The organism is Microbacterium testaceum (assembly GCF_029761935.1).
Taxonomy (GTDB): Bacteria; Actinomycetota; Actinomycetes; order Actinomycetales; family Microbacteriaceae; genus Microbacterium; species Microbacterium testaceum_A.
Genome location: NZ_CP121699.1, coordinates 3,146,280 through 3,158,132, shown reverse-complemented (window position 1 = coordinate 3,158,132; position 11,853 = coordinate 3,146,280). Strand labels below are relative to the sequence as shown.

13 protein-coding genes and 1 tRNA gene are annotated in these 11,853 nt (G+C 68.1%); 10 read left to right on the top strand and 4 right to left on the bottom strand.

All coding sequences use genetic code 11. The features are described 5' to 3' along the window. Positions 1 to 4: 4 nt before the first annotated feature. A tRNA-Lys gene (locus QBE02_RS15110) sits at positions 5 to 77 on the top strand. A gap of 89 nt (positions 78 to 166) precedes the next feature. Here QBE02_RS15110 and QBE02_RS15105 read toward each other — a convergent pair. Beyond that, entirely contained in the window at positions 167 to 454 is a 288-nt protein-coding gene (locus tag QBE02_RS15105) for a hypothetical protein (RefSeq protein ID WP_279366460.1), read from the bottom strand. 702 nt (positions 455 to 1,156) lie between these two features. Further along, complete coding sequence (locus tag QBE02_RS15100; protein WP_279366459.1) at positions 1,157 to 2,350, bottom strand: low temperature requirement protein A; 1,194 nt, start codon at positions 2,348 to 2,350, stop codon at positions 1,157 to 1,159. 122 nt (positions 2,351 to 2,472) lie between these two features. On the opposite strand from QBE02_RS15100, the gene QBE02_RS15095 reads away from it, so the two are divergent. The 3 genes from QBE02_RS15095 to QBE02_RS15085 are packed head-to-tail and all read left to right on the top strand — an operon-like array spanning position 2,473 to position 4,068. Then, positions 2,473 to 2,817, top strand: a complete 345-nt coding sequence (locus QBE02_RS15095; RefSeq protein ID WP_279366458.1) for an ArsR/SmtB family transcription factor — start codon at positions 2,473 to 2,475, stop codon at positions 2,815 to 2,817. After that, entirely contained in the window at positions 2,814 to 3,503 is a 690-nt protein-coding gene (locus QBE02_RS15090) for a cation transporter (protein ID WP_279366457.1), read from the top strand. Before QBE02_RS15095 ends, QBE02_RS15090 begins: the two co-directional genes overlap by 4 nt. Before the next feature lie 46 nt (positions 3,504 to 3,549). Beyond that, complete coding sequence (locus tag QBE02_RS15085) at positions 3,550 to 4,068, top strand: DsbA family protein (protein WP_279366456.1); 519 nt, start codon at positions 3,550 to 3,552, stop codon at positions 4,066 to 4,068. Between the two features lie 25 nt (positions 4,069 to 4,093). Here the strand turns inward: QBE02_RS15085 and QBE02_RS15080 are convergent, their stop codons facing one another. Beyond that, positions 4,094 to 5,035: a LysR family transcriptional regulator gene (locus QBE02_RS15080; protein ID WP_279366455.1), complete on the bottom strand. Its 942-nt coding sequence runs from the start codon at positions 5,033 to 5,035 to the stop codon at positions 4,094 to 4,096. 117 nt (positions 5,036 to 5,152) lie between these two features. Between QBE02_RS15080 and QBE02_RS15075 the strand changes: the two genes are divergently transcribed. The 4 genes from QBE02_RS15075 to QBE02_RS15060 all read left to right on the top strand — a co-directional run bounded on the left by QBE02_RS15075 (position 5,153) and on the right by QBE02_RS15060 (position 8,574). Beyond that, positions 5,153 to 6,139, top strand: coding sequence for a putative oxygenase MesX (locus tag QBE02_RS15075; RefSeq protein ID WP_279367899.1), 987 nt, complete (start codon positions 5,153 to 5,155; stop codon positions 6,137 to 6,139). A gap of 20 nt (positions 6,140 to 6,159) precedes the next feature. Next, positions 6,160 to 7,197 (top strand): methionine synthase, encoded by a 1,038-nt coding sequence (locus tag QBE02_RS15070; protein ID WP_279366454.1) that lies wholly within the window; start codon positions 6,160 to 6,162, stop codon positions 7,195 to 7,197. Between the two features lie 58 nt (positions 7,198 to 7,255). Further along, positions 7,256 to 8,296, top strand: coding sequence for an aldo/keto reductase (locus QBE02_RS15065; protein ID WP_056229406.1), 1,041 nt, complete (start codon positions 7,256 to 7,258; stop codon positions 8,294 to 8,296). A 92-nt stretch (positions 8,297 to 8,388) separates the two neighbouring features. After that, entirely contained in the window at positions 8,389 to 8,574 is a 186-nt protein-coding gene (locus QBE02_RS15060) for a hypothetical protein (protein WP_279366453.1), read from the top strand. Between the two features lie 38 nt (positions 8,575 to 8,612). Here the strand turns inward: QBE02_RS15060 and QBE02_RS15055 are convergent, their stop codons facing one another. Beyond that, the gene (locus QBE02_RS15055) at positions 8,613 to 9,095 is read right to left on the bottom strand and encodes an Lrp/AsnC family transcriptional regulator (protein WP_279366452.1); all 483 of its coding nucleotides are present in this window, start codon (positions 9,093 to 9,095) and stop codon (positions 8,613 to 8,615) included. Positions 9,096 to 9,175: 80 nt separating this feature from the next. Here QBE02_RS15055 and QBE02_RS15050 point away from each other — a divergent pair, with 80 nt between their 5' ends. Both QBE02_RS15050 and QBE02_RS15045 read left to right on the top strand, forming a co-directional pair. Beyond that, positions 9,176 to 10,108: a DMT family transporter gene (locus QBE02_RS15050; RefSeq protein WP_279366451.1), complete on the top strand. Its 933-nt coding sequence runs from the start codon at positions 9,176 to 9,178 to the stop codon at positions 10,106 to 10,108. A 79-nt stretch (positions 10,109 to 10,187) separates the two neighbouring features. Next, positions 10,188 to 11,777 carry a molybdopterin-dependent oxidoreductase gene (locus tag QBE02_RS15045; protein WP_279366450.1) on the top strand — a complete coding sequence of 530 codons (1,590 nt, stop codon included), beginning with the start codon at positions 10,188 to 10,190 and terminating at the stop codon, positions 11,775 to 11,777. Positions 11,778 to 11,853: the final 76 nt, after the last annotated feature.

Below are 11,853 nucleotides of genomic sequence, written 5' to 3'. Positions count from 1 at the left end.
GCGAGGGCCTCTAGCTCAGTCGGTAGAGCATCGGACTTTTAATCCGCGGGTCGTGGGTTCGAGCCCCACGGGGCCCACCGCACGTCGCGATCATCGCGCCGGATCTTCTCCCGTCGGGCACCCGCCTCAGCCGGCAACCGACACCGTCGGGTCGATCGACGGGTTCTCACTCGATCCCGAACCGCACATCGACCATCTTGTGCGTCCAGGCCAGCACGTCGGGGGTCACGCCCGCGGCGAGCGCTTCGTGCACGTACTGCTCCCACTTCGCCCGAAGTTCGGCCACCGAACTCGGCGGCATCTCCATCGAGAGTTCGACGGCCTGCTGCCAGGTCGAGGCCGGCACGTTCAGCGCCGCGATCGTCTTCGGCGCCATCTCCGCCATGGATTGAGCGGTGCGGTCGTCCAATGCGCCTAGCGCGTCCAGCACGTACGCGTCGAGGAGGCGGAGCATCGGTTTTCCGCTGTATCGGGCAGTGAGATCCGTCGTCATGTTCATCTCCGAGTCGGGAGCGAGCGCTTCGCCCCTCACGCTAACGGAGCAGAGCTGCGTCCGGCAGAATCGCGCTCGTGGCATCGAGAGGGCCGCTTCCTCAAGACCCTTCCACGCCTCCTCATTCAGCCGACGGTCTTGATTCGCCATCCTCCTTTCGCCGCCACGTGTAGCCAGCGAAAAATGGCGCGGAGATTCTCGTTGGCTACTCACCCCGTCCGCGGCGACCACTGCACTACCGAAATCCCTCTATCCGCCGCCGGAGCAGACTCAGCTTCCGGTCGCCGAAGGGGAAGATTCCCGCGAACCCTCCACGGACGGGATTCCAAGAGGATCAACCCAAGCGTGACGCGATGAGAGGCTTTTGCGCTGAATCTCATGCTCAGTCACGATCCTCGCGTCGATGCCATCGGGCCACGCCGGCGCATGATTTCGGCGGAACGACCGGTCACGTCGATCACCCGGTCGAGGCGCTCCGCATCCCAGCCCGCACCCACCGCGACGCTTTCGTTTTTCCGCACCCCGATGTCGACCCAGGACGTCTGTCGGTTCGATTCGAGAACTCTCACGAGACCGTCAGCTGCCATCGGGCTCCTGTCGACCCGTCGTCAGGGAAGAGCGCGATCACGGCAGTCCGCACCGGCGGCAGGGACAGAGGTGCGTTCATCCCCCCGCCCTGCGCCCACGACGCACGCGCCCGATGGTCTCGGCGGCTGCGACACCGGCGAGAAGGATCGTGGCCGCGATCGACAATCCGAGCGCGTTGAGGACGGGGAGGAAAAGGGCCATCCCCGCGAGCGCGGCCAGACAGACGAGGCCGAGAAGCTGAGCTCGCGGCCACCGCCCTTCGAGGGTGCGCCGGAACAGCGCCGTACCGGCGACGAACAGGAGGGGCCCGCCGACGATGACGATCGTCGCGGCGGCACTTCGCTGATCGGGTTGCGAAAGCATTTCCTTATCGCCCACGCTCATCAGCACGATCCCGCCGATGATCGGAAGGTGCACCCAGGTGTACGCCGTGCGCGCGAGTCTGCCTGGTTCGTCCGATGCCTCGATCGCCTCCGCGCCGACGCGCTCGCCGTGATCGAAGTAGATCCACCACGCCGCCGCGGCAGCGACGAACGCCGTCACCAGCGATGCCACCGATGACGCGGACGACTCCTTCTCGACTAAAGCGAGGCCGGTGACGAGCAGTCCCTCGCCGACGGCGATGAGGACGAAGAGCGCCGTCCGCTCCGCGATATGGGGACCGGACAGGTCCCACGACTGCAGCAGCACTTTTCCTCGACCCGGGATCGGGTACCCGAGAATCGTGCCGAGCAGTTCGAGCGCGAGAGCCGCGGTCCAAAACGGCAGCTGCCCGGAGGGCGGCAACACGGCACCGATGATCCAGAGGGTGCCGCCGACGGCAGTCCATCCGAGGATCAGAGCGAAGTCGTGCGCCACCCGCCGGTCGTGACGAACGGTCGCCCACACGATGAATCCCGTGCGCCCGACCTGCAGGACGACGTAGGCCACAGCGAACGCCCACGCTCGATCACCGAATGCTTCCGCGATCGAAACGCTCATCACGAGTGCGATGAAACCCAGAGCGACGACCGCTCCGCGCACGGGAAGCTTCACGGGGTCGAGCCAATTGGTGACCCATGTGGTCGACACCCACGCCCACCACAGTGCGCACACCATGATCACGCCCTCGAAGCCGCCGAGCGGGGTCTGGTTCTCATAGAGGTAGGCGGACAACTGCGTCAGCGCGAGAACGAACATCAAGTCGAAGAACAGCTCGACGTACGTCACCCGGTCCGCGCGCGAGGAGTCCGTGGGGCGCAACACGTCGCGGGTCATCCCGAATGCCATGCCCCATCCTGGCACTGCCGCGTTGGGCGTCGGCGGATCTCCCGCAGTCGCGTCCGTGAGCGCTGCGTCACTGTCAGGTCGCGACGATTGGTTAGTACAGCAAATCGTGTACTGTCGCGAGCATGACGATTGCCGTTCCGCTCGCCACCGCGACGCACACCGCAGCATTGGCCCGGCTCGGACACGCGCTGTCGGACCGCACCCGTGCCGGCATCCTGCTCGCCCTTCGGGAAGCCCCCGCCTTTCCCTCGGATCTGGCCGAGGCGCTCGACGTTTCGCGGCAGGTCATGTCGAACCAACTCGCCTGCCTCCGCGGCTGCGGCCTGGTCGAGTCGGTGCCGGATGGACGACGCTCGTGGTATCGGCTGGCCGATTCGCACCTGGCCCCCGCTCTCGACGAGCTGTTGCGCGTCGTGCTCTACGTCGAGCCCGGATGCTGCGCCGGCGAGACGTGCACGTGCGCATGAACACCACCGAGACCCGCCTCAGCGCCGATCGCCGATCGGTGCTGCAGCGTCGGATCCGCTCGATCGTCGCGATCACGATTGCCTACAACCTGGTCGAAGCCGTCGTCGCGATCGCGGCGGGATCCGTTGCGTCGTCGGCCGCGCTCATCGGCTTCGGACTCGACTCCACCATCGAGGTGCTCTCGGCCGCGGCGGTCGCCTGGCAGTTCACGCGACGCGTTCCGGACCGCTGGGAGAAGGGCACTCTCCGCGTCATCGCCGTGGCCTTCTTCGCCCTCGCGGCATATGTCGCGGCAGCCTCGGTCATGGCCCTGGTCGGTCGCAGTGCCGTGGAACACTCGACGCTCGGCATCGTCATCACCGCGCTGAGTGTGGCCATCATGCCGTTTCTCTCGCTCGCCGAACGTCGAGCCGGTCGCGAGCTCGGTTCGGCGACGGCCGTGGCCGACTCGAAGCAGACGCTCATCTGCACGTACCTCTCCGCGGCGGTTCTGGTGGGGCTGGTCACCAACAGCATCTTCGGGTGGTGGTGGGCGGATGCCGCCGCCGGACTGGTCATCGCGGCCTTCGCGGTGCGCGAGGGGATCGAGGCCTGGCGCGGCGACGCCTGTGCCACCTCGGTGGGCATGCTCCTCGATGACGAGGGGCATGATTCCGACCACGATCACGACGGAAAGCACCCCTGATCCATGCGCCCTCTCACGAAGGCTCTCATCGCCTCCGGCGCCGTTCTTGTCGCCCTCACCCTCGCTCGACCCGGGCGACTCCGACGCCGTGAGCATCGTCGAGTTCCTCGACTTCGAGTGCGAGGCCTGCGCCGCCTATCACCCCGTCGTCGAGGACGTCCGCGAGAAGTACGAGAGCGAGATCCGGTTCGTGGTGCGGTATTTCCCGCTGCCCAGTCACCCCAACTCGGGCACCGCCGCCGTCGCCGCCGAAGCCGCCGCGCAGCAGGGACGCTTCGAAGACATGTATCGCGCACTCTTCGAGCGTCAGACGCAGTGGAGTCACACGACCGAGTCCCGCGCACCCGTGTTCCGCGACTACGCGGTCGAGCTGGGTCTCGACATGGAGGCGTACGACGACGCGGTCGCCGACCCGGCGACCGGGGCCCGGGTCCGCGCCGACTTCGACGAAGGTCGGGCGCTCGGTGTCAGCAGCACTCCCACGTTCTTCGTCGACGGCGAATCGCTCGCCATCCAGAGGTGGGGCGATCTCGAGTCGGCGATTCTCGACGCCCAGCGCGGCTGAGCGCTCGACAGACCCACTGTGCCCGTCAGCCGATCACCTCCACCCCGAACCCCGCCACCACGTCGCGTACTTCGCCGAGGTAGCGCTGCGCCTGCTCGGTGAGGGGGATGGCGGTGCGGCCGATCCAGCCGATCTCGATCCGCTCGTCGACGTCGAGGGGGACGGCGACGATCTCGGGGTCGAGGTCGTCGCTGATGATGCCCGTCGAGATCGTGTACCCGTCGAGACCGATCATGAGGTTGAAGATCGTCGCGCGGTCCGAGACCCGGATCTCCTGCGTGCTCGAGAGGGTCGAGAGGATCTCTTCGGCGAAGTAGAACGAGTTGTTCGCGCCCTGATCGAAAGTGAGACGCGGGAGGTCCGCCAGGTCGTCGAGGGTCGCGCGCTCGCGCTGGGCGAGCGGATTGCGTCGCGAGACGAAGATGTGCGGCTCGGCGCGGAAGAGCGGATGGAAGGCGAGACCCGAGTCCCGCAGCAGCTTGTCGAGGACGTTCCGATTGAAGTCGTTGCGGAACAGGATGCCGAGCTCGCTGCGCAACGTCCGGACGTCTTCGATGATGTCGAAGGTGCGGGTCTCGCGGAGGGAGAACTCGTACTCCGCGGCATCCGTCGCCTTCACCATCCGCACGAACGCGTCGACGACGAACGAGTAGTGCTGGGCGGAGACGCCGAGGAGGCGCCGCGAGGGCGGACGCCCCAGGTAACGCTGCTCGAGCAGCTCGGCCTGTTCGACCACCTGGCGCGCGTAGCCGAGGAACTCCACTCCGTCGACGGTGAGCGTCACCCCGCGCGCGGAGCGGGTGAGCAGGTCGCGACCGACCCGCGTCTCGAGATCGCGCATCGCGGCCGACATGGTGGGCTGCGCGACGTAGAGCAGGTCGGCAGCGGCGCTGATGGAACCCTCGGCGGCGACCTCGATGAAGTACTGCATCTGCTGCAGCGTGATGCCGCTCGCCCGCTTCGCCATAGGTCGAGGCTATACCTCGACATAGCGGGACGGAATTACCCGATGCCCCGGCCGAAGGCGCACGATGAGGACACGATCACCGCACGGCCCACCCCGGCCCTACCCGATTGGCTCGACATGGCGAACGACATCACGTTCCGCATCTCCACCACGCGCTTCGACGAGGACTACGCACCCTCGGCCAGCTCGCGGATCACCACGAACTTCGCCAACCTCGCCCGGGGCGAGCACCGCCAGCAGAACCTGCGGAACGCACTCGCGATGATCGATCGCCGTATGAACGAGCTCGCCGGCGACGACGCTGATCGCTATCGCGTCGAGCTGGACATCGTCTCCGCCGAGCTCCGTTTCGACGACGACGCCGGCGACGATCGCGAGTTCCCCCTGCTCGAGGTGCTCGACATCCACGTCGTCGACACGGTCACCGGCGAGCGCCACCAGGGCATCGTCGGCAACAACTTCTCGTCCTACCTGCGCGACTACGACTTCAGCGTGCTGCTGCCGGCGGCCAACGGCGAGGGCAAGCCTTTCACGCTGCCCGAGGGTTTCGGCATCCTGCACGGCAAGCTCTTCCAGCACTTCCTCGACTCCGAGGCGTACCGCGAGCGCTACACGCAGTCCCCGGTCGTGTGCATCAGCGTCTCGACGAGCCGCGCGTACCACCGCACCGGTGTCGAGCACCCCGTGCTCGGTTTCGAGTACGAGCAGGACAGCTTCAGCCTCACCGACGAGTACTTCGGCAAGATGGGCTTGCAGGTGCGGTACTTCATGCCGCAGGGCAGTGTCGCACCGCTGGCGTTCTACTTCCACGGCGATCTTCTGGCCGATTACACCGATCTCCAGCTGGCCGGCACGGTGGCCACGATGGAGACCTTCCAGAAGATCTACCGTCCCGAGATCTACAACGCCCACGAGCCGGCCGGCGAGGTCTACCGTCCCACCCTCGCGCACGATGACTTCACCCGCACGAACATCGCGTACGACCGCGAAGAGCGCAGCCGCCTCGGCATCACCCAGGGTCGCTACACCGAGGAGCACTTCGTCAAGCCCCACCGCGCCGTGCTCGACGCGTGGCTCGTCGCCGACGCCCTCCCGACCCGATGATCTCCCCGGAGACCCGCCCCGTGAACACCCTCCTCCCCACCTCGATCGTCGGAAGCCTTCCCAAGCCCGCATGGCTCGCCAAGCCCGAGGTGCTCTGGTCGCCCTGGGAGCTCGAGGGCGACACGCTCGTCGAAGGCAAGCAGGACGCCCTGCGCAGCGCCGCCACGGAGCAGGAACGCCGGGGCCTCGACATCGTCAGCGACGGCGAACAGACCCGCCAGCACTTCGTGACGACCTTCATCGAGCACCTGGAGGGTGTCGACTTCGAGAATCGCGAGACCGTCCGCATCCGTGACCGCTACGACGCGAGCGTTCCGACCGTGGTGGGTGCGGTGAGCCGTCGCCAGCCGGTTTTCGTCCAGGATGCCGCGTTCCTCCGCCGGCAGACGGATCGTCCGATCAAATGGGCCCTGCCCGGACCGATGACGATGATCGACACGCTCGCCGATCACCACTACCGCAGCCGCGAGAAGCTGGCGTGGGAGTTCGCGACCATCCTCAACCAGGAGGCTCGCGAGCTCGAAGCGGCAGGGGTCGACATCATCCAGTTCGACGAGCCCGCGTTCAACGTCTTCTTCGACGAGATGAAGGACTGGGGCGTCGCGACCCTCGAGCGTGCCGCAGAGGGGCTGCGCGCTGAGACCGTCGTCCACATCTGCTACGGCTACGGCATCAAGGCGAACACCGATTGGAAGGCCACCCTGGGCGCCGAGTGGCGTCAGTACGAGGAGTCGTTCCCCCTGCTGCAGCGCTCGAGCATCGACACGGTGTCGCTCGAGAGCCACAATTCGCACGTGCCCATCGACCTCATCGAGCTCATCCGCGGCAAGAACGTCATGCTCGGCGCGATCGACGTCGCCAGTCACGAGGTGGAGACTCCCGAAGAGGTGGCCGACACCCTGCGGCGGGCTCTGCAGTTCGTGGATGCCGACAAGCTCATCGCCAGCTCGAACTGCGGAATGGCCCCTCTGCCACGCCAGGTGGCGTTCGAGAAGCTGAGCGCGCTGTCGGCGGGCGCCGGCATCCTGCGCGAAGAGCTCTCGCGCGTTCCCGCCTGAGCTCCGCTGCGATCCGTGGCAGAGTCGACGGTGTCCCCCTTCACCGCCGAGGAGAACCATGCCCATCGCCGCCGATGACCCCCGCCTGACGTCCGCGTTCACGCCGTCCTCCACCCGCTACGACGACGTGCCGTTCCTGCGCGCCGGGGCGAGCGGCATCCCTCTCCCCCGCATCTCACTCGGGCTGTGGCAGAACTTCGGCAGTGGAAGGACCCTCGATTCGCAGCGCGAGATCCTGCGTCACGCCGTCGACCGGGGCGTGGTGCACATCGACCTGGCCAACAACTACGGCCCGCCCTACGGTGCCGCCGAGACGACGTTCGGCACGGTCCTCGACAGCGATCTGCGCGCGTACCGCGACGAACTGTTCCTGTCGACCAAGGCCGGCTACGACATGTGGCCGGGTCCCTACGGCGACGGCGGGTCGCGCAAGTACCTCGTTCGCTCTCTCGAGCAGAGCCTCACCCGCATGCGCACCGACTACGTCGACGTGTTCTATTCGCACCGGGTCGACCCCGAGACGCCGATCGAAGAGACGGTCACCGCGCTCGCCGACATCGTGCGCAGCGGCAAGGCGCTGTACGTGGGCATCTCGAACTACCCGGCCGAGCTCACCCGCCGCGCGCACGAGCTGCTCGCCGCCGAGGGCATCCGCCTGTTCATCCACCAGCCGCGCTATTCACTGTTCGACCGCACGCCCGAGTCGGAGCTGTTCCCGACGCTGCGCGAGCTCTCGGTCGGAAGCGCGGTCTTCTCGCCGCTCTCGCAGGGGCTGCTGACCGCCAAGTACCTCGACGGCACGGTGCCCGCCGACTCGCGCGCGGCCGACAGCCGCTTCCTCGACGAATCGGCGCTCACCGACGACTACCTCGAGCGCATCCGCGGTATCGACGGGGTCGCTCGTGAAGCCGGACTCTCGATCCCGCAGCTGGCCGTGGCCTGGGTGCTGCGCGACCCGGTCGTCACGACCGCGATCATCGGCGCCTCGCGCCCGAGCCAGATCGACGACGCGGTCGAGGCGAGCAAGGCCACGCTGAGCGACGACGTGATCGCCGCGCTCGAGCCGTTCGCCGCCCCCTCGGGCGGGTCGCTGCGCTGACCGACGCACATCGCGGGCGTCGGCGCAAGCGGCGCGGCATCCGCCCTCCGATCGTGTGAGGTGAGATTCCACACGGGAATCGAGGAGGCGCTATGGGTGTCGCACGTTGGATCGGAACCGGAGCGGTCGCACTCGCGGGAGCGGTGCTCGCCCGGACGGCGATCGGCCGCGCGGCCGCCGCCGGAACGGTCGCCTACCGGGTCTGGAAGGACCCGAAGGTGCAGAAGATCCGCCGCAAGGTGCAGGCGAAAGTCCTCACGCAGCGCTCGCCGCGCTGAGGGATCCCGGGCCCGGGTCGCGATCGTCGACCCGGGCCTCACATGTGCCCCGGCTCCGTCCCCAGGGGCAGGGGCGAGACGGGCTTGGTGACCCCGAACGCGAAGGTCGTGTCGATCGACGACAGCGAGGGAATCGCTCGCAGGTGCTCGCGCAGGAGTCCTTCGTACTCCTCGAAGCTCGGCGTGACGATCCGCACGAGGTAGTCCCAGTCGCCGGCGAGCAGGTGCGCCTCGACAATGTGCGGGATGGCGCGCAAGCGCTCTTCGACGGCGTCCACGGTGCTTCCCTCGTGCGAGGCCAGCCGCAACCGGACGAACGCGGTGATGGTGAGATCGACGGCTTTCGCCGAGACGACGGCACGGTAGCCCTCGATGACCCCGGCCTGCTCGAGGTGGCGCACCCGCCGCAGACACGGCGACGGCGAGAGGCCCACGCGATCGGCGAGTTCCTGGTTCGAGAGGCGTCCGTCCTGCTGCAATTCGCGCAAGATGAGACGGTCGATGCGGTCGAGGTCCACCATGTAGCAGATTCTGCCAAAAGCGCGTCCTATCGAGCAATCATAGCAATCGCCTGCGGCGCCGTCCTTCCTACGCTCGCAGGGTGACGACGTTCGCTCTCTCCCTGCCTCGCGCCGTCCCCCGTCGCACCCTGGTCGGCGTCGCCGCCCTGACCGCCGTCGTCATGCTGTGGTCGTCGTTCGCCCTCTCCACTCGTGCCCTCGAGGGGGCCGGACTCACCATGGCGGATGCCGCGATCGTGCGCTTCGCTGTGCCCGCGGTGGTCCTGAGCCCGTGGATCCCCCGCACGCTGCGCACCCTCCGTACCGAGCGCCCGACGGTTCTGGCTCTCGTGCTGCTGGCGGGGCTGCCGCACTTCCTGTTGTTCGCCTGGGGCGCGCACCTCACCTCCGCGGCTCTCACCGGGTTGCTCGTGCCGGGAACCGTCCCCCTGTTCGTCACCCTCCTGCTGTTCTTGTGCGTCCGCCGGACGGTGTCGCGCCGGCGCGTGCTCGCCCTCGCCGCGATCGTGGCGGGGGTGGCGGCCAGCGCCCTGTTCACCGGCGGACCGACCGGGCCCGGCGGCATCGCCGTCCTGCTGGCGGCAGGCCTCGTCTGGGCCGCGTACACCCTCGGTGTCGCCCGCACGCGCCTCGATCCCGTCGGCGTGATCGTGATCGTCTCGATCGCGTCCGTGGCATCCGCTCTTCTGCTCGCGGTCACGGGAGTGCTCCCGTCCGCGTTGCTCGCCGGCACCGCCGACCTGGGCACGGTGGGAAGCTATGCCCTCGTGCAGGGCGTCGGGACGGGCCTGCTCTCGACCGCGTGCTACGTCGTCGCGGTCAAGAACCTCGGCAGCAGTCTGCCCGCCGCCGCCGGGGCCCTCAGCCCGGTCCTCACCGCCGTCGTCGCCGTCCCTCTCCTGGGAGAGACGCTCGGTCTCGGCCTCGGGGTCGCACTGGCCCTCATCGTCACCGGGGTCGCCGTCTTCGCCCTGTCATCCGCGACGCCGAGCGGGCAGAGCACCCCGCGCTGACGGCATCCGTTTCGCCCTCCGCTCCGAAGAGACGGAGAGGCTCATCGCGCACGCGCGAAGAGCGGAGATGAGGGATGCCATGACGACCGACACCGCGGCCCGTACCGACGAGGCCACCACGGCCCGCCGACCGCACGCCTGGATCTGGGCAGCCCTGGCCGGCATCGTCTCGGCCGCCGCCCTGCTGGCCGTCGCGGAGGCACTCGCGGCGCTCGTCGCTCGATCGGCGAGCCCCATCCTCGCCGTCGGCTCATTCATCGTCGACATCGTCCCGCGCCCCCTGAAAGAGCTCGCGATCACGCTGTTCGGCGAGAGCGACAAGATCGCCCTGCTCGCGGGCGTGGGCCTCGGCGCTGCCGTCGCCGCCGCCGTCGCGGGCGTGCTCGAGTACCGCTTCCGCTTCGTCGGCGTCGTCCTCCTCGGAATCGGCGGAATCCTCGCCACGGCGGCGATCATCACGCGCGCCGGGGCCGGCGCTCTCGCGTGGCTGCCCCCCGTCGTCGGCACGGTCGCGGGAATCCTCGTGCTGCTGCTGGCGATCGTGCGTCTGCGACGCTGGGTCTCGGCCGCCGTCGCGCAGAACGCCCAGGCCGCCGGTACCGATCGACGCCACTTCCTGCTGTTCACCGGCCTCACCGCGGTCGGCGCCGTCGTCGTGGGTGTCGGTGCTCGCGTCTTGAACGCCGCAACCTCGTCGGTCGCCGCCGCACGCGATGCGCTGAGGATCCCGGCCGCACGCTCCACCGTGACCGTTCCCGAGGGCGCGAACTGGCAGATCGACGGCCTCACCCCGATCGTCACCCCCAACGGCGACTTCTACCGCGTCGACACCGCACTGACCGTCCCCAACGTCGACCCCACCACCTGGCGCCTTTCCATCGAGGGCATGGTCGACAACCCCGTGGAGCTGAGCTTCGACGACCTCGTCAACATGGGCCTCGACGAATACGGTGTGACCCTCACCTGCGTCTCCAACGAGGTCGGCGGCGGCCTGGTCGGCAACGCCATCTGGACCGGCGTCCCCATCCGCGACGTGCTGCGCATGGCCGGCGTGCAGGAAGATGCCGACATGGTGCTCTCGGAGAGCGTCGACGGGTATACGGCATCCACTCCCCTCTCGTCGCTCACCGACGACAACCTCGACGCGATCTTCGCGGTCAAGATGAACGGCGAACCGTTGCCCTTCGAGCACGGATTCCCCGTGCGCATGGTCGTCCCGGGGCTCTACGGCTACGTCTCGGCCACGAAGTGGGTCACCAAGCTGACCGTCACGCGATTCGACAAGGACGAGGCGTACTGGACCCCGCGCGGATACTCGGCCGAAGCGCCGATCAAGATGTCGTCGCGCGTGGACACGCCCAAGATCGGCTCGCCCGTCGCCGCGGGCGCCGTGGTCGTCGCCGGCATGGCGTGGGCCCAGCCCGTCGGCGTGCAGAAGGTCGAAGTCAGCATCGACAACGGTGAATGGCAGGAGACGCAGCTCTCCACCCCCATCAACGACCAGTCGTGGGTGCAGTGGAAGTTCGACTGGACCGCCGAGGCCGGGACGCACTACATCGCGGTCCGCGCGACCGACAAGCAGGGCAACCTGCAGATCCAGGATGCGGCTCCGATCGCCCCGAACGGCTCGAGCGGGTGGCAGCGGACGCTGGTCACCGTCTCGTCGTAAGCCCCGCAGGGCAATGTCAATCGCTGTTCCCGGGCGCGTCATGGGGGGCATGATCGCCTTATGCCTTCAGCAAGCA

Excerpts from the sequence above, each read along its gene's own strand:
- QBE02_RS15105 (WP_279366460.1), bottom strand. The coding sequence starts at position 454 with ATGCTCCGCCTCCTCGACGCGTACGTGCTGGACGCGCTAGGCGCATTG.
- QBE02_RS15100 (WP_279366459.1), bottom strand. The coding sequence starts at position 2,350 with ATGGCATTCGGGATGACCCGCGACGTGTTGCGCCCCACGGACTCCTCG.
- QBE02_RS15095 (WP_279366458.1), top strand. The coding sequence starts at position 2,473 with ATGACGATTGCCGTTCCGCTCGCCACCGCGACGCACACCGCAGCATTG.
- QBE02_RS15090 (WP_279366457.1), top strand. The coding sequence starts at position 2,814 with ATGAACACCACCGAGACCCGCCTCAGCGCCGATCGCCGATCGGTGCTG.
- QBE02_RS15080 (WP_279366455.1), bottom strand. The coding sequence starts at position 5,035 with ATGGCGAAGCGGGCGAGCGGCATCACGCTGCAGCAGATGCAGTACTTC.
- QBE02_RS15075 (WP_279367899.1), top strand. The coding sequence starts at position 5,153 with ATGGCGAACGACATCACGTTCCGCATCTCCACCACGCGCTTCGACGAG.
- QBE02_RS15065 (WP_056229406.1), top strand. The coding sequence starts at position 7,256 with ATGCCCATCGCCGCCGATGACCCCCGCCTGACGTCCGCGTTCACGCCG.
- QBE02_RS15060 (WP_279366453.1), top strand. The coding sequence starts at position 8,389 with ATGGGTGTCGCACGTTGGATCGGAACCGGAGCGGTCGCACTCGCGGGA.
- QBE02_RS15055 (WP_279366452.1), bottom strand. The coding sequence starts at position 9,095 with ATGGTGGACCTCGACCGCATCGACCGTCTCATCTTGCGCGAATTGCAG.
- QBE02_RS15045 (WP_279366450.1), top strand. The coding sequence starts at position 10,188 with ATGACGACCGACACCGCGGCCCGTACCGACGAGGCCACCACGGCCCGC.